Origin of the sequence: Paenibacillus sp. VTT E-133291, assembly GCF_002264395.1 — a bacterium.
Taxonomy (GTDB): Bacteria; Bacillota; Bacilli; order Paenibacillales; family Paenibacillaceae; genus Paenibacillus_AQ; species Paenibacillus_AQ nitricinens.
Genome location: NZ_NFVA01000073.1, coordinates 1 through 18,733 on the forward strand (window position 1 = coordinate 1; position 18,733 = coordinate 18,733).

Annotated in this window: 12 protein-coding genes; all 12 read right to left on the minus strand. The window is 45.3% G+C overall.

The annotated features are described in order from the left end of the window. Positions 1-120 precede the first annotated feature (120 nt). The gene (locus tag CA598_RS23580) at positions 121-954 is read right to left on the minus strand and encodes a DUF4362 domain-containing protein (RefSeq protein ID WP_094878092.1); all 834 of its coding nucleotides are present in this window, start codon (positions 952-954) and stop codon (positions 121-123) included. 197 nt (positions 955-1,151) lie between these two features. Continuing rightward, positions 1,152-2,075: an ROK family protein gene (locus CA598_RS23585; RefSeq protein ID WP_179283754.1), complete on the minus strand. Its 924-nt coding sequence runs from the start codon at positions 2,073-2,075 to the stop codon at positions 1,152-1,154. Next, complete coding sequence (locus CA598_RS23590) at positions 2,072-3,889, minus strand: class I mannose-6-phosphate isomerase (RefSeq protein WP_094878094.1); 1,818 nt, start codon at positions 3,887-3,889, stop codon at positions 2,072-2,074. Before CA598_RS23590 ends, CA598_RS23585 begins: the two co-directional genes overlap by 4 nt. Positions 3,890-3,942: 53 nt before the next feature. Further along, entirely contained in the window at positions 3,943-5,265 is a 1,323-nt protein-coding gene (locus CA598_RS23595) for a glycoside hydrolase family 125 protein (protein ID WP_094878095.1), read from the minus strand. Between the two features lie 24 nt (positions 5,266-5,289). Then, a complete protein-coding gene (locus CA598_RS23600; RefSeq protein ID WP_094878096.1) occupies positions 5,290-7,596 on the minus strand; it encodes a glycoside hydrolase family 3 N-terminal domain-containing protein in 2,307 nt (768 codons plus the stop codon). Positions 7,597-7,624: 28 nt separating this feature from the next. Beyond that, entirely contained in the window at positions 7,625-10,069 is a 2,445-nt protein-coding gene (locus tag CA598_RS23605) for a glycoside hydrolase family 38 N-terminal domain-containing protein (protein ID WP_094878097.1), read from the minus strand. Positions 10,070-10,122: 53 nt separating this feature from the next. Further along, positions 10,123-11,115 (minus strand): glycoside hydrolase family 130 protein, encoded by a 993-nt coding sequence (locus CA598_RS23610; protein ID WP_094873884.1) that lies wholly within the window; start codon positions 11,113-11,115, stop codon positions 10,123-10,125. A gap of 175 nt (positions 11,116-11,290) precedes the next feature. Beyond that, entirely contained in the window at positions 11,291-12,334 is a 1,044-nt protein-coding gene (locus tag CA598_RS23615; RefSeq protein ID WP_094878098.1) for a glycoside hydrolase family 18 protein, read from the minus strand. 4 nt (positions 12,335-12,338) lie between these two features. Continuing rightward, entirely contained in the window at positions 12,339-14,906 is a 2,568-nt protein-coding gene (locus tag CA598_RS23620; protein WP_094878099.1) for a transglutaminase domain-containing protein, read from the minus strand. Positions 14,907-14,912: 6 nt separating this feature from the next. After that, entirely contained in the window at positions 14,913-15,941 is a 1,029-nt protein-coding gene (locus tag CA598_RS23625; protein WP_094878100.1) for a carbohydrate-binding family 9-like protein, read from the minus strand. A 29-nt stretch (positions 15,942-15,970) separates the two neighbouring features. Continuing rightward, positions 15,971-17,257 (minus strand): alpha-L-fucosidase, encoded by a 1,287-nt coding sequence (locus CA598_RS23630; RefSeq protein WP_094878101.1) that lies wholly within the window; start codon positions 17,255-17,257, stop codon positions 15,971-15,973. A gap of 26 nt (positions 17,258-17,283) precedes the next feature. Further along, the gene (locus CA598_RS23635; RefSeq protein WP_094878102.1) at positions 17,284-18,672 is read right to left on the minus strand and encodes an alpha-L-fucosidase; all 1,389 of its coding nucleotides are present in this window, start codon (positions 18,670-18,672) and stop codon (positions 17,284-17,286) included. Positions 18,673-18,733: the final 61 nt, after the last annotated feature.

Consider the following 18,733-nt stretch of genomic DNA (forward strand, 5'->3'; position numbering starts at 1 on the left):
ATGCTTCCGAAGCGAGCTTTCCTACGGAAAGCTTTCAGGCGGACGCTATCGCTCCTACAGTTCCAAACTTCCCCTCCGCCACTCTTCCTTTTTAGAATGTTTTAGTTCAATTTATTTAAATTATTCGTAATGCCCCTTAACCTCAGGAAGTTGCTTATAAATGCTCCCAGCCTGCACGATTTTAATGATCGTTTGGGCTAGTTCAGTCATCTGACCGTCATCCTCAGTATTCTGGCATTCCGTCCACTGATAATGACGCTCTCCACTATTAATCTGAACCGATAAATCGTAACTTACAGCAGGTTTTCGATTACACTCGGTAGATAATTCTTTTTCATCTAGGTAATTCGCTAGTACCATTTCTTTATAGATTTGTCCTCGTTCCTGTTCAGAAAGCTCAAAATCGCTAACCTCGACTACTTCCCCATTCTGGAGATCTTTGACCAACTTCTTCTCTATCGTATTAATTTCGTTCTTTTGGTTCACACCATACTTTAAAACAAACTCAAACTTATCTTGTTTCGTTACGTCAAAAGGAATCTGTAGCAGCTCGATCTTTGCTTGTTCGCCCTCGCAGCCCGTTAAGGTATACGACAGAAGTTTATCCGTTTCGTTTCTAACAAGGTTCTGACAAGTGTATGTGGTTACTTGGGGACTACCAAACGTATCTTCGGAATTATCATGCCGCATTTCAATCCCTTGGTCAGTATATTTCAAGTCATTAAAGATCGGATCACCTTCAATTGTGTAATGAACCACACGCTGCGTACCCGCTTTATTTTGGATAAAAGCATCCAGCTTCTTAAGATTCTTAACAATCATTCCATGGCTGTTTATCACATCTTCTTGTTCATTAATGGTAGTTGTGAATTTGTCTTCTCCATTGGATGGCTGGTTAAAGCAACCGGTTACTATAAGCGCTATAAAAATCAGAAGAATACCGCTCGATCTCATCGATCATAACCTCCTTAAACACTCCTTAAGTAGAATCATTTGTTAAAGTATACCAATAATAACGGGGGCTGGGTATCCCTCCAGAGGGATATCTGATGATAGAGAGATTGATAGAAATTTAAACCAGATAGCAAAAAAAGCCGATTGGATATCCAATCAGCCCTAATTATTGTTCAGTTGCAATTGAATCCAAGAGATCAGTCAAATAATCTTGATATTCCGATAAGCGTGTGTTCGAACACATTTACTGAAGTAAATATACCCATAGATGAATCAGCCAATCCCTTCTGGAGGGCGGGACCAAATAAATCGATGCTCTTGGCAATCTGTCCGCCGATAACGATGCGAGTTGGCTGATAGTCTATAACATAGGACTTTAGCATCTCAGCCAATCGTGTACCGAATTCTTCAAACACCTTACAGCACAAGCTATTACCATCTTTTGCTTGCTCTGCGAGTTCCTTCACGTCCATTCCTTTTTCTAGAGCTCCCATCTGCTCAGCCAAGCGAAGAATTCCGCGACGTGAGAAGGCATCGTCTATGGAGCTCTCTAGGAAAGGTTTATCATAGAGCCAACCGTCCTTGGGAACACCTGGTCCTTCGTTCAGGAGCGATGCATGATCAATAAATGCAGAGCCTAACCCTGTCCCTAAAGTTAACGAAATATATCGTTCATTTGGAAATAACCTGCTTACGCCTAAAGCAAACAGCTTCGCATCATTCTCAAATCGAATATCTGCCTGCAGCAGGTGCTTCGCCCATTCCTTATGTTGTAAGGTATTGAACCGGGTATATAATACTTCTCGTACATTCTTACCATACAACGCCTCATATTTACTAAGCCCCTGAATATAACAGATACCATGCTGATAATCAAAGGGCCCGGGAAAGGCAAGACCGATATTCCAAATACAATCTACGGATTTTCCTAGTGTAACGCTATAGAACTGATATTGATCTTCGAATATAGAAATAAATTGGTCTATAATCACATCGGCATCTTGGTCAGCGAAGGAAGGATGTTGCTTGCAGCTAGCCTGTAGCAATTCTCCATCCACGACCACACCAGACTTAATGAAGGTTCCTCCCACGTCTAAAGCGATCACGACTTTAGGCTTCAAAGGAGACTCACATCCCATGCCTTGGATACGCCAGCCTTCACAAGCTTACATGGTTTGTTTCCGATATTTATTATTTTGTAGGCACCAAACACGGCTGGGAGGATATATGATTCAGCATATTGTAACTCGATATATATAGATTCATCTGCACAGGATACTATACGGACCTTTTCTCCCTCAACCAAGTTATACATTACCATTTCGTTATTTGTATGGTCCTCCCATGTATCATGTAAGTGCACACGATGAACATAAAACAGTAGATCTTCACGCTGTCCAAGAACATACTCTTCGTTCATGCCCTGCTTTTTCAGCAAGCTTGGCTTAGGAATCAAATTGTCCTCAACCCATGCCGTTTTTTTATCGAAATCAATATTGTCAAAAGCATGTTCAATATTAATAGGACGTGGCTTGCCATCCATTCCTTTACGAAGAAAATCGTAGATTTTGAACGTAAACCACCATGTCGTAGAGGATATTTCGAGCACTAAGTTATTCTTTCCAGAGGCATGAACGGTCCCTGTAGGAATTAAGAATAAATCCCCCTTATTCGCTTCATATTGATTAACGAAGTCAGTGATCTGAATCGGTTCACCAGTTTCTTGTGCATCGTGTACCGCGTTAAAGAATTCCTCCTTCGTACATTGTTCGGTCAGTCCCAAGAACACTGATGTATTCTCTAAATTCTCCATGATATAATACGATTCTTGTTGTGCCATAAATTCATTAAATGTCTCACGAATATACTCCTGCTTCGGATGTACCTGGCATGACAAGCTATCTCCGTCGATGGTATCAAGGTAGTCGAAGCGAATCGGAAAATAATCACCAAACAGCCCGACAATACGATTCCCGAGAATGGCCGGATGCTCATAATGCATGACTATGAGGAAGGGTACCTCGATTATTTCGTCGTTGTATTTCAGCAAAATAGAGTTCTCCGGTGCAATCGGCTCAAAGCTCCATGCGCAGTTGGCCCACTCCTTCGGAAGCTCCGCGAATTTCTTCAAATATTGACCGCCCCATATCCCTGGCGCGAAGAATGGTTTCACACGCATAGGGGACTTGGCGATATCTGCAATTATCTGGCGTAGGGTGAAGACCGTCGTTAGCTTGGGACACTCTGGCTCATTCATATCCACGTAATAGTGGATCGAATCCAATACTTCTTTTCGGTAAGTTTCCAGCACTGGCCATTCCACAAATAGACAGATTTTATACTTCTCCACCACATCTCGGTTCCAACTAAAGCCGAAATTCAATAAATGTGCTTTATGTTCCAATTGCTGATACTCACGAGATACATCCAAGAAGTAGGTAATATCGTAGTTGCCGTTCCCGAGCCAATAAGCCCCTGGTCCGAACGTGATGATGAAGGTTGTTTGGTCGACAGGTAATTGAATCTGTTTTTTGAAGTTGTCTATCTTATCTTGTGCTTCTGGAATGAAATAATCTGTAATCTTAGCATCCGAAAAATAACCAAATGCACGATTATCTGTAATATTCGCTTCAAAGAACTTGCGCAGCTCTTCACTAGTCTTCATAAAGCTATTGGTTCCGATGAGAACTGTCTTATACCCCTCTTGTTCCAATACATCTATGATCCTTGCCAGGACGTGCTGATATCGGGCACCATGCGTTCCGTCAATAGCTACATTAATAATACTAGTGGAATTCATCGCAGCTTGTTGTAGGAGCGGGGATAGTATTGCCTCAAAACCTCGCTGGACTCCGGCTTTTGCATATGGCGTAACTGTATCTGGCTTGATTTGTTGAGTATACCGAATAGGGTTAATAGGTCTTTTCTCGAACATAGTTGTCACTCCTATACAGTTAGTGAGCTCTATCCCGCTCATAGTGATTTATTTTAGGGCAATATGCCTGATTCCAATGCCTTCCACACAAGCTGTGCGAACTGGCTGTTCGACCAAGCGAACCACTCACGTGTAAATTGGGTTGAATCATTGACATCAAATCCCTCATGCATAAATCCAGTACCAGCATCTGTCGACTCACAGATTTCAATCATCTCGAGCATCTCTTGCGGATCAACTGCGGTTAAGCCCTGCATCGTATAAGCAAGATGCCATACGAATCCCGTGCTAGTATGCGGACTGCCAATGCCGCTGAGCTTCTCGCCTTTGAAGAAATAGGGATTATCCTCACTCAGAGCAAATTTGCGGGTATTCAAATATATCGGATCGTCTGGCGCACAGTAACCTAGATAGGGCGCTGACATTAAGCTCGGAGTACCTGCATCGTCCATCAATAAATGGTTACCGAAACCATCCGTTTCGAACGCATACATCTTGCCGTATTTGGAATGGTCAATGATTCCATAAAGCTCAATGGCATGCCGGATTTCTTCTTCCATTGCCGACATTCGGGCTACAAGCTTTGAATCTCTATATACATATTGAGCAATTTCCTGCAATTGTCGAAGCGTTACAGCGGCGAACATATTCGATGGAATATTGAAGTGAAAGTCACACGCATCGTCACTGGGGCGGAAGCCTGACCAGATCAGTCCAACATTATTTACCGACATCCCCAAACCGTTCTTACGTAATGTATCTATCATGATGCCGTTGTGACGTTGAAAGCGGTAGGTTGACTGCTCCTTGTGCTCCTGCTCAATCTGCCATACGTTCAACATCTTCAGTAGTGAGGTTCGGAAAACTTCATCAAAGATCCCGGTGCGTCCAGTTTCTTTCCAATATAGATATGCCAAGCGGAATGAGAAGCACATGGAATCCAGCTCAAATTTACGCTCCCATACCCAAGGTGAGCTGTCTGTCTCATCCGTTGCATTCCAGTGCCAATCATTTGCTGACTCGTTAAAGGCATTCGCATAAGGATCAATTTGAATATAAAACATATGACGGCGTATTAAGCCTTCTAGAATCCGCCCAAGCTCAGCATCTTCCTTGGCAAAAGGAACATAATGAATAACCTGCTCAACAGAGTCACGCAGCCACATCGCCGGAATATCGCCAGTTAACACAAATGTTGTTCCGTCATCCAACAGCTTAGTAGTTGTTTCTAGTGTATTTGGAAAACAATTCTGAAATAATTGACGCAGCTTCGGACGATGAGCCAGACGTTCACTAGCGTCCTTCATGACTTGCTGAACCGCCTGAGGCAGAGGGAACTTATTAATTTCAATAGTAGGTAAACGATGCTCTTTCATAATTTGGTAACCCTCCTGTGATTACTATCTCAAGTTACGAGGAACAACCTCTAAGCTTGTTGAAATGGTATTTCCTACGTTCGATCCAATCATGATCTCAAATTTGCCGGGCTCAACCGTCCACTGCAAATCAGAACCGACAAACTGCAGCTCCCGCGGAGTAATATGAAATTGAACGGTACGCATCTCACCAGGCTCAATATAAATCTTCTGAAATCCTTTTAATTCTCGTTCCGGGCGTGTGATTGTGCTAGTGCAATCTTTGATATATAGTTGAACAACCTCATGTCCAGCTACTTCGCCAATATTCGTAACCTCCACGGATACAGTACAAGAATCATCCAACTCTATTTGTGTCTGATCCAAGCGAATATGCTCGTATTGATAGCTTGTATAGCTTAGTCCATAACCAAACACATATTGCGGATGAAAGTCCACCTCGAGATAGCGATGACCTCTGGAGCGTTTCTTATTGTAGTAAATCGGTAATTGCCCTGGATGCTTTGGAATGGAAAGTGTAAGCCGGCCGGATGGATTATAGTTCCCGTACAAAATATCAGCAATCGCATGCCCGCCCTGCTGTCCCGGGTACCAAGCCTCCAAAATGGCATCCGCATGCTCATCTACCCATGGCTCGACAATGGGACGACCATTGATATAGACAACAATCAGTTTTTTGTTCAAGCTGTGCAGCTCCTGCAGCAGATCAAGTTGCACACCGCATAAGTTCAGCTCTGCACGATCGAAACCTTCCCCACAATCCATATCACTAAGACTAAATTGATCCGTAATGACGGCAGCCCCTGTCTTCAAATTAATTGTACCTTCACCGAAATCACGGGCACTTGATCCCCCGACAACCGCAATAATGGTATCCGCTGCTGACGCCGCCTCCATTGCCACCTCAAAGCCTGCTTTCGATGGATCTTTCACGCGGCAGCCCGGAGCATACAGCACTTCGCTGAGTCCTGCACATTTAGCACGAACCCCGTCCAAAACGGTAATAATGTGATGACGCTCCTGTGGTGAAGTATAGTCACCCAATTGATTATAAATATTGTTGGCATTCGGCCCAATAACAGCAATCTTACCAAGGGACGGAGAAAGCGGCAGAGCCTTATCATGATTCTTCAAAAGAATGATGCTTTCACGTGCAGCTTGTCGCGCCATCTCTAAATGCAACTGTTGTCCAACGACACGCTGTGCTGTAGCCGGATCAACAAAGGGGCGTTCAAACAATCCCAATTCAAACTTCACATGCAGAATTCGTTCGACTGCGAGATCAACATCGGAAATGTCAATCAGCTTTAGCCGCAATGCATTCATTAGACATCTGCCAAATGTTTCACCAGACATCTCCATATCCACACCAGCTTTAAGTGCAAGTGATGCTGCCTCTTCTTCGGTCTCACAAATCTGGTGACCGTGTTTAAGCTGGCTGATCGCACCACAATCCGTAATGACGAAGCCGTCAAAGCCCCATTGCTCACGAAGTACATCTGTTAACAATGCCTTGTTCGAGGTACAAGGAACACCATCGATCTCATTGTAAGCTGTCATAACAGATTTGGCCCCAGCTTCAATTGCCCTCTGGAAAGGCAGCAAATCCTTCTCCATTAACTCGCGTTTTCCCATCCGCACGGTGTCAGCATTACGACCACCATCCGAGCTGCCATACGCGACGAAATGCTTTAGTGTTGCCAGGATCGAATGGTCTGTATTTAATGAATCGCCTTGTAAGCCCCTCACTGCAGCAACTGCCATTTCACTATTCAAATATGGATCTTCCCCAAAGCATTCTTCTGTTCGCCCCCAGCGCGGATCACGTACAATATCTAGTACTGGGGAGTAGGTGGCTGCCCCTCCCCCAGCCCGAGTCTCTGCAGCCACTGCTTGGCAGATCTGCCGGAATAATTCCCTATTCCATGTACTTCCCATGGCAAGCGGTACGGGAAAGACGGTGTTGCCAATCGCCATATGACCATGAGAGCATTCCTCGCCCAGCAGAATCGGAATACCCAGACGTGTATGCTCAATCGCATATTGCTGGATCAGATTCGTTACTTCTGCGCCTTCCAAAGGTGACAACCCCGTTTCCAATGTTACCTCTGTCCAAGGATCTGCACGCAGCACACCATACAAAGAACCCACGCCACCGTTTGCAATTGCTTCCTTAAATACTTCTGTCAATTGAATCTTGCCTTCTGATTTCTCATACGCCTTCCAGCCAAAGGGCTGGAGGAGCTGCCCGATCTTCTCCTCCAGCGTCATTTGAGCCAATAAATCTATAGCACGCTCATGAATCGGCAAGGATGAATCTTTATATCTCATAGCTTACAATTCCTCCCGTTCACATGAACTAGAATTGTCTCCACGCCAGGATTCCTGCATTCATCCCCCGACACATGTCGAACGATACTTCAGGGTTGTTAAACTTCTCACCCCATGTAATGTAATAGCGGAATTCATAGAAGCCGCCAAGCGTAGCTGCAAAGTTGGTTTCCCAATAGTTATTCATCACCCAGGCGTACAAGTGTGCAGGGTCCTGTTCCAGTCTGGCATCGCCATTCAGGAGACGATATTTATGCTCCAAGGAACCTAGTTGAATCAATGGAGTGTCTGGCATCGCAATCACAATACCTTGCTCCTTCGAAATATACGCAGCACCTTCACCAACAGCCGTATAATCAGCCAAGCTACCTGGCAATTGATCCTTACGCAGTCGAGTTAATGCATCCATCTTATCCACCCACAGATCCTGCGCTGGAGTTGTCAATGCGCCGCCAAACGGAAGTGAAATATACAAATTCTCAGGCTTCCACACACTCTCCTTATGCATACGTACCGCCACGTCCACACGCGGACGATCCGCATACACGGTTAAGAACAAGGAATAATGCTCGCAACCAGAAACTTCATAGGTTAATTGAATCATGCTATAAAGCTCTCCCTGTCCAACAATCACTGCACTTGTCAACATACCTGTAGATACAATCGCATCCGGACCTTTCCGATTACGGCCCATAAGACGGCGAACCTCCGTCATCTCGACCACCTTTGTGGCTGGCGTAACATCATATACCGGCGTGAATGCATGATGATTCCGGTCCGCACGCAGCAGCTCCTGCCCAGTCTGCTTATCCTTCCAAGAGGTGATTCCTTCACCCTTCTTCCATTCAATGCGTACAAATGGTGTTTCAGCATAGGTGGATGTCACATGGAAGTCCTTTACTTCATGGGAAACATCCAAATCCAATACACGATCCGACGCCACATAATCGTTCATATATGCGGTTTTGATTGTTGGCTTAACCGCTACGATATGAAGCACTTTTTCTTCCCGGGGCTCCAGCATGACCGGAATGGTTACAATCACCCCGCGATGCGCAAGACGCAGTTGAGATGGGAGCACCTCACCTGTATTGAAATCACGCACCTCAAACCCTTCTTTAATCTGCTCGTAATACCAACCCTCAAGAATAAGATGAGCATGATCCTCCTGAACATAGCTGTAGGGATTGCAAATTTTGAACTTCATCGGCCGACCCGGTGCAAGCAGGGCATCTCCCTTGGCTTCAAGGATTTCATACAACGCACGATATGCAGCGGTGCTCGCATTTGCAGCGAACGCTTCCTTGCGCAGCCCTAACTCTTGAACAAACGGGTTCCAAGGCTCTGAAATCGAAGAATGATAGCCCCATGTGTGCTCAGCGAACATCGTTAATTGATATTCCATTTCTTTAATAGCTTCCGGGGATATGATGTCATAATTAGGATCCAGTCTTCTTACCTTTTGATACACCCGCTGTGCCTCACGGAATACTTGTACATGCTTTGGTGTCGAGCCAACCCCATCCGTCCACCAATCGGGCCAATCTCCGCGATAGACAGGAATATCTTCCGGGTGCTGTACTGCATGGGCACGGACCTCTGCAAAGAAGTCATCTAGCGTAGCCATTTGAATTACAATACGCTCCCCATGCTTCTCGTTCCATTGCTGGATAAACTCTATGGCCGCCGCATTTGGCGGGTTATTATCCGTAGGCAAGCCTGAGAACATTGCCGGAAAGAAATCAAATGCATAGCCATCCTCTGTCAGACGATCGATATAACGCCCGATCCGTTGTTCAGCTATTTCAAAATCCGCGCCCTTGCTCATATCAAACTCATCTTTAATCGTATATTTACCGCCCATGCCAGGTACAAGCCCCAGATCATTTCCGAACACATAATGCTCTCCGCTCCACGTCAACAGGCGATCCCCTGAAGGCATCTCCCACCAGAACGGCTGCTGCTTCTTCCAGCAAGGGAACATTCCGTGATGCGTATGAATACAGGTGGACAGATTCTGGATCCCAGCATCCAGCAGGACCTGACCATACCCCCAGCTGAAACCGTTGATATCTGCTGTCATTGCCGATGTTACAGGAATTTTTATGGACTGTCCGTAATCACACACCCGCGCAATCATCGATTGGAACAGCTCTTTACCAATTAATTCTGTCATATTTAGATAAGTCCCCGACAACCCGATAGCTCCCTGACTCACGCCTTCAGCGAACTCTATCTTCTCTTGCTCTGTCGCCTGCATCAGAAAGGTTTCAATCGGCCAAAATGTCTCACAAACCCACTTAAATCCTTGCCATTCCGGACGGCGTCCCGATTTGCTTTCACGTAAAATATGCAGGACCTGGCGAATGAAATTAACATGATACTGCTGAATTTTCTCCTGACGCTCTGTATACCCGATATCTGTATGAGAATGATGGATTGCGTATATTTTCCAAGGTCGTTTAACGGACATCTCGATCTCTCCCTATAGTTATTCTAACTAGCCATGATGCTGCGCTTTCTCTACTAATTCTCTAGCGGGTACTTATCCATATAGTCGAACAACTCATCTACAGTTGTGAACGCAACCCCTGTTACCGTATCAGCACAGCCATAGTAAATTGCAATTCGGCCTGTATCACCATCGGAAAGTGCTGCGCAAGGGAAGGTGACATTCGGCACATCTCCTACACATTCATACAATGTCTCTGGTCCAAGAATATAGTTCCGTGAGCGTCCTAACACCTTCCATGGCTCATGCAAATCTAATAAAGCAACACCCATCCGATAAACGAACCCGTTACATGTATTTATTACACCATGATAGATTAACAACCATCCGCGATCTGTTTCGATTGGAACCGGCCCTGGACCAATTTTCTTCGATTGCCATGCAGAAGCGTCCGAGTTGATCGTACCCATCACGTAACGATGCTTTCCCCAGTACGTCAGGTCAGGGCTCTCACTAAAAAAGATATCTCCAAATGGTGTATGCCCTGTATCACTTGGACGGCTTAACATCGCATATTTTCCATTTATTTTGCGCGGAAATAATACACCATTCCGGTTGTATGGCAGGAAAGCGTTTTCTAATTGGTGAAAGGTTTTGAAATCATACGTATATGCGAGACCAATGGTAGGACCATGGTATCCATTACACCAAGAAACATAATATTTATCCTCGATTTTGCAGACGCGTGGATCGTAACGATACTCCCGCTTTGTTACATATTCGTCGCCTTCGAATTGAATCGGATTCTCATTAATCTCCCATTGAAGCCCGTCCTGACTGAAGCCAGCGAATATGTCCATACTTACAGATCTGGAGTCACAACGGAATACCCCTGCATATCCCTCTTCAAAAGGAATAACTGCGGAATTAAAAATACTGTTCGAGTTTAATTGTGCATCTCGCTGAATAATCGGATTATGGGTATATCGCCACACTGGAGCGTTATAGCCACTCGGCTTATCCTGCCAAGGAATATTTGATAGTGCTTCACCAATAATTTTGCTCATTTCATAAACTCCTTTCATGTGTACAATTGTGATCTGCAACAACGTTATCAGGATGTCTAGCCCTGCTTGCACCCCTACTTTAAATCATAATAAAGCGCATTAAAAGGGAATTCATCCTGAATCTAACGTTTGTTGACTGAAGTATCATGTTTCTTAACTAATTGAACAGGTAGCATCACTTCACGCTCTCATTTAAGCCTCTATACAGTGCATCAATCAGCGTGTGTGTCTTATCACAGCTATATTCCCAGAACATGGCGCCCGCAAGTCTTTCACGTTTGGCATACTCACATTTATGTGTGATCGAATCCACGTCATCATAGGAAATAAACGTGTCTCCATTAAATAAAAACGGTGCTTTCGCCTCATCGTCCCAATGCCGTGTGTAGCCATTCTGATTGATGTAATTAGCAAACAGTTCTGTATATTCTGGGCCATAGCCACCTGTTGTGCCGGCCATTTGCAGAAATCCATGATTCTTATTCGGCACCTGCTTCCACATTCGGGAATAGAACGCCACGCCAATGACGATTTTCTCTCGGGGGACGCCTGCCTGAATGAACATATTCACCGATGCCTCTGTACTGATACGATACAAATCTCCTGTCGTATGAAATAAATTCGTATGATGTCCCGTTAGAATCTGGAATCCGCCACGCATATCGTAGGTCATCAACTGTATAAAATCCAAATATCGCTGTACTTGATCCATCTCGGTGCCATCAATGTAATATTGATCAGCACCTGCCGCAATTGTAAGCAAGTAATGCCTGCCATCCGCTGTACCTTTCACATCTAGTGCATCTCGAATCGCCTTTAGTAGCAGTGTGAAATTGTATCTATCCTCCGGCGATGCTTCAATGTCCGCTTCACTGTAACAAGGATACTCCCAATCCAAATCGATTCCATCGAACGGGAAATCTGTTATCACTTGCACAGCCGACGCTGCGAATTTCTGACGTCCTTCTTCGGTATAGGCAGCCTCAGAGAAGCCCCCATTCCCCCATCCGCCAACGGAGAGCAGCAGCGTCAGATTCGGATATATCGCTTTCATCTCTTGTAGCTGGTTCGTGCATTGCAAATGCGCTGTTGTAATCTGCTCATCCTTCACATAACCAAATGCAACGTTGAGATGCGTTAACTTCATCAAATGGTCATGCGTTAACTCAGATAGTTTGGAGTCACTCACGTAGCCTGCTACAATCATTTGTTGATCCATCCCTTCACACCCTAGTTAAGATTTGAATCGCTTCCTTGCTCGCTGCAATCTTATATCCTGATGACATGTACCGAATCTGATCTTCACGGTCCACAATGATAAGATGGGGAAAGCCCGCTTCACTCGCTTGGGAAGATGCAAAGAATTCAGGTAATAGATTATATGTTGAATCACGAACAAACACTGTATTTGTCGGAAGATCGGGATAGTCCTCGGGACGAAACGAGACTGTCCATTGCTCATCACCCACCACGAGAATGATGGGAGCACCTAGCGCATTGAACTCATGCTTCAACTCAGAGAGTTCACGAAGCAAATGCTTTGAAGGCTCTCGTTCCGGCTCCAGCCAAGCGACATAGGCGCTCTTTCCACCCAGAAGATCTGCAAAAGTCTGCTCCACACCTGTCCATGAGCTCAGCTGCTTAAGTCGTTCCACCTTGCCGTACACTGGAATTTCTAATGTGGATTGACGATATTTCATGACCAGCTTCGTCTCTTCCCCTTCTGCAATATGGAAATAAGTGAACTTTATAAGCACGGTGCCATCCTTTAATCGTACGCCTGTCGTCAGACGGTATGCTCCCTGCTCAACCTCAAGGGGTGTATCATATAGGTCATTTGCGCCATGCGGGTAACATAAGGTTTTATAAAAACCGTTCTCCAGCCGAGCTAAGGTGAAATTCTCATAGTAGGAAGCCGTTGGTTGGACTGTCCCTGCACCTTGATCACGATGAAGGATGAGAGTGCCGTTCGCTAATTCTATCCCGCCTCCAACAACGCCTTTAGTAAATTGAGCATCCACGAAAATATTATCCACCATAAATTGCGGCTTGGATTCAATGGGATGCAATCGCGCTGGGATTCCTAAACTACGACAAATGGATACGAACATGATATCCAGGGAACTGCGATCACCTACGCGCAATTCAAAGGTACCCACTGCCGTTCCCTTCCCTTTCAGATTCGGAAGGTCTGTCCATATATCCCACGTTTCATCTATGAATTGGACTAGCTTCGTTGGGTCCTGAAGGAACAATGCCACCTCATCTGAAGTGAAAGCTTGTTGGAAAAATGTACGATACGGTGTAATCATCTCGGAATGTACACGAGGACGCAGAATGTAGGGAACGAACACTTCCTCCGTGAGTTCACCACGTACAGCAAGTGCACCAGCCACATGATCTGTAAGGGTTGGAATGAATGTGTCGATTAAATCCTTGTCATTACAACACTCTAATAACCGTAATACCCATTCTCCATACACGGATGTGGCTGCTTCCAAAAAGGCGGCTATCTCTATACTGTTACCACGTGCCTTCTGAAGCACTGTCCATACACGATCTTCCGGGAGACCCAGTGTTATCCCGAGCCTCCTCGCTGCTTCTTCTGTCACAAAAGTCACTTCATATTTCGCTCGAATCGAGATCCCTTCCTCCAAACGTTCATGATGTCGCTGGATACGAGTTTCAGACAGTTCCTCTATGACCTCACCTTCACACGCTGGAGGCGGTACCATATCATAATCGACCACCGTGCCTGCATCGGGCTGATTTTCTTGATCCAACACAAGCTCAACACAATCACAGGCCGCGACTGAAATTTTCACTTCCCCCCACTTCCCACTCTTTGCCGCACGAATCATGAGGTCACCGAGACCTGTTTTGAAGGTGGCTTCCCCTTGAGCATTGGTAGATAGGACGGCTATCGGGTAAAATTCGGCCATGTTATACACTTGGAACTGTACTTCTGCATCCTGCACAGGCTGCTCGAATTCATCCTTCACATGAACCGTAATTATCCGTGTGGATGCGTAATTTTCCAATACATTAATTTCAGTGAACCACTCATCTGCAAGCGTAATCTCTTCTGGACCTTGATAGTTAGCGAGAATACGTGTGTTAATTAACATCGCTCTACGCGCTGGAGGTCCAAACCACCCTTGATTAGGACGGGCTTCCGGTTCGCAAGCCCCAATAAAATACCATTCACCGTCTGCCCATGCCTCCACCCATGCGTGGTTATCATCACAATGAGCCCAACGTGGCGTATACACTTGACGTGCAGGTATACCTATACTGCGAAGGGCTGCCACAGCTAGTGTGGATTCTTCACCGCAACGCCCACGTGCATTTCGAATCATCGTTAATGGCGAAATCGTCCGCAAATCACTCCCAATGTACGTTGCCATTTCATGACACCAGTAATTCGTCTCAAGAATAGCTTCCGTCATAGTCAACTTACTAGTTCGCTTCTCTAATTGCTTATGAAGAATATGGCGGTGATCTTCAATGTTTTCGGTATTAACACGATAGGGCAGCACGAAATGTAAAAATATATGATCCGGTACTTGCCATGGCATATCTCGGCGAATCTTAAGTGTCGTTCTCACATGATTCAAGAAAAGCTCTCCACTGTAATCCGCCAAATCATTCACTGGCATATACGCATAGAGATACTTAAGTGCAATTATTTCTTCTTCCGTCAAGTCCTGTTCAAAGATTTGAAATAACTGCGTTGCACGTCTCTTGGCCAAAATCTTCTTCTCCTGAAACTTACGTTCAATCAGTTCCATATCCAATCACTCCTTCCAGAGAAACCCGTCCTCGCGAATGTAAAGACGGGACGTCTTATCTGATGTTGATGCAGATATAATAAAAGTTTTAGTCGTCGTTTCAATGCTTGGTTCTATGGTCCATGTATCCTCTTCACATAATGTAATAAAATCGGTTGTGAACATGCCGTGTGTTTCGTAATAGTTCCGCTCACGATAATAGAGCTTCCGTAATTCCCATTTGATATGTTCATCCCGAGGGATGTCGAAGTGATATGGACCCGCTTCATTCACGAATACAACATAGCCCCACAGTTCTGGATAATGCATATTAATGATTCCTTGTGGTGACCACACCCAATTATCCTCAGGATAAGGCTTTCCTGTGTCGGGGTTGAGAAGCTTACGATACTTTCCATCGACAACCTCGGTCCGCCATTCAACACGTGAAAAATTAACACGCCAAAACTCCCCAGCGTATGGTGATCGTCGATCCGTGGCACATTCTTTTAAACTACTCCATGGTATTGCAACTTCAACCGTCCATTTCCGATTGTCAGCGTGCGGGTTATTTAACTCACCTGCGATATGAACAGCCGTCTTCAACCCTTGGATATCCCAACCGTTGATTGGAGGACCTCCGTCACGATAAGGTTTCACAAGGAGTAAGTCCCATACCGTGTTCAAGGCGTTAATCTCAAACTCGTAATACTGATGGGAATCTCCTGTCGGATCTATAAAAATCTCAAAATCATTGTCGTAAAAAATAACGGAATCACGTTCTGTCAGCGTTCCCCAGATCTGATCTTCCATCAGCTCTGCACCAAAGTAAAAATACTCATCATCCCACAGCATCTTTACTCTCGTATCCTTTCCTGGCATCGGACGCAGATCTCCTTCAATATCCACAAACTTTTCTGTCCATGCTGCATGCTGCCAAAAGGGCTTATCTAGCTTCCCATCCAAGACAAGCGACTCCGTCGCTCGTCTGCACAGATAATGCTTGGGGGCGTATGAAACCATGTGAGGCGCTGGTACTCCACTTCGATTTACCATGTGAATGCTCCTCTATCCGTTAATGTACTTTAGTTGTGCGTTACAACTGCGCCTGAGCCGCCGTACATCTCAATTTCTTCATCGAATTCCAATTTAAGCACTGTCACTTGATCATGCATTTCTTCAGGTGTTATATGAATCCAAGTTGTACCTGGTATGTGAAACCACGGCACACCACCGTGAATTTCATGGGTGAGCTCCTTGCCTGAGTGAAGCACCGTAATCTTTGTAATGGGATTACACAGCCCTTTGAGGCAAATGTTCTCCCTAGGTGTATCGTAAACGAAGAGGTACAAGTTCTTCTTATCCGGAGACAATGTACTGCCGCCTAAATAATAGCGTGTCATAATACCCTCTTGTGTTCCATAGATGGCTTCTTCATGTGTACGTATCCAATCACCTAGTCCGAGCAAGATCGCTTCCTGCCTAGGATCAATCGTTCCATCCTCCATGGGCCCAATATCTAACAGCATATTCCCGCCCATGCTGATACAGTCACAGAACATTCGGATCATTTGATTTAATGATTTATAATTGTGGTCTGTATGCACATAACCCCATGACGTATTTATCGTCGTGCAGAATTCCCACGGACCTTCCGGACGCGTAATGGGAAGACCTTGCTCGGGCGTCTTATAATCCCCATACCCTTGCAAGCGTGAGTTTATAATAAGATCAGGATTAAATGATTTCAGATAATCTTTGAATGCTGGCAATCCCCACTGCTCTGCGCTTCGTTCCCAATCCCCATCGAACCATAACAGATCAACCTGACCATAATCCGTTAACACTTCTCCCAGTTGGTTACGGTTAAATGCCAGAAATCTCTCCCATCGCTCTGGATCTTGGACACCATCCATCGGACTTGAATAACGATTTACCTGACTCAAGTCATCTGGTACGACGCCTTTCTCATACACTGATGGATAATCAGGATGAGACCAGTCAATGAGGGAGTAATACATCCCTACGCGAAGACCCTGATCTCGAATCGCCTCAGACCACTCCTTAATAATATCTCTCTTGGCAGGTGTCGCCTTCATAACGCTCAAATCACTGAACTTCGTATCAAATAAGGCTACTCCGTCATGATGCTTCGTCGTTAGAACAGAATACTTGGCTCCTGACTTCGCAATCAGCTCTGCCCAATACTTCGCATCAAATATAGAGGCCGTAAAGCCATTCAATTGCTTCATATAGTCCTCATAAGACATTCTCCCGTTATAGAAAGACCATGATTCTGCAACTCCTTGTACCGCATAAATCCCATAGTGAATGAAAATTCCTAGCTTTGCATCGGTGAACCACTGTTGCATCTGCTCTTCCTCCCATAGTTAACTCGTTATTTTATGCGAAATACATGTGCAATTGGGGCAATTCCCGTAAGCTCGCTCTCTGGTAAATGAACGATCAATCCAGTTGTTGTTCGTTCGAATGTTAGATTCTCTTGTCCGCCAACAAGATCTATTTGCGTCACAGCCTGCTCGAGTGAAATACAAATCTCACTGATCACGAGTTCCTGCTCTTTTGAGTACAGATGGATAGCATAGATGACATCGCCTTTTTTCGTGAAATGTGTACTTCCAACGGAGTATGGCGTACATATGCGTGTTCCATAAATCGCCTCACCATGGACTTTGAGCCAACTGCCCATTCCTTTCATCCGATCCATCGCTGCTCTTGACAAGCGGCCATCTGGTTGTGGTGCGACATTAAGTGCCAGGTTACCACCTTTGGCTACAACTTCAACGAGCAAATGAATTAATTGACGTGTCGTCTTGTAATGATCCTCATACCGATAAGAGAACGCAGTCCCCATCGTAATACAGCTTTCCCATGGGATATGCAGGGGACGCGCGGGCAACGTTTGCTCTGGTGTAACGACATTCTCATAAGGTCCGCCAACGGTACGGTCTGCACTTAGTAGCCACGGCTGATGCAGACGTGCCTTCTCTACCACTTCACCCAACCGAATATCCTGTGGATTATTCTTATTCTGTGGACACACCCATCCCGCATCCAACCAGAGCATTTCAATCCGACCATATTTCGTCATCAATTCCATGATCTGATCATGTGTGTACTGCACGAATTGCTCCCATAGCCATGGATAATCTTGTGTTGGATACGAAGGACCTCGATTCATGAACGTCCCCGTCTCCATACCTGGGGCCCAGTATGTTGGTGTGTGCCAATCCGCTTTGGAGAAGTAGGCAGAGATCCCAAGTCCCTTGGCCCGAAAAGCATCAAATACGTTCTTACAAATATCCGCGTACTTATGTGCATGGAAAGGACAATCCTTACCCGTGATGCGATAATCTGTTGTCTGCGTATCCCACATACAGAAGCCATCGTGATGCTTCGTTGTGAAATTTAAATATTTGAAGCCACCTTCTGCAGCAACCTCTGCCCACTTCTCAGGCTCAAAACGGAGCGGATTAAAGGTTTTATTCAGCCCGAAGTATTGCCGCTTCAGCTCCGTCGAATCAACCCCCCAATCAATATCGTCCCGTGACCAATCTCCATCTTTATCACTAAGCGCCCACGATTCAACAAGTCCAAGCTGCGAATAAGGTCCCCAGTGCATCATCAAGCCCAGCTTCTGATCCTTGAACCATTCCAGCTGATCTAATAGCTGCGAATCCTCCGGCTTAACGTACTCCTCCTCTGTGCTGTAATTGTGAACTCCTTCAACAACAATTTGCTCCTCGACAACATTAGCGTCACTCATTTGCACGCCCTCCATGCAGCTCTTCTGAGGCTGCGATTCTATTGATTTAGTATGATATATT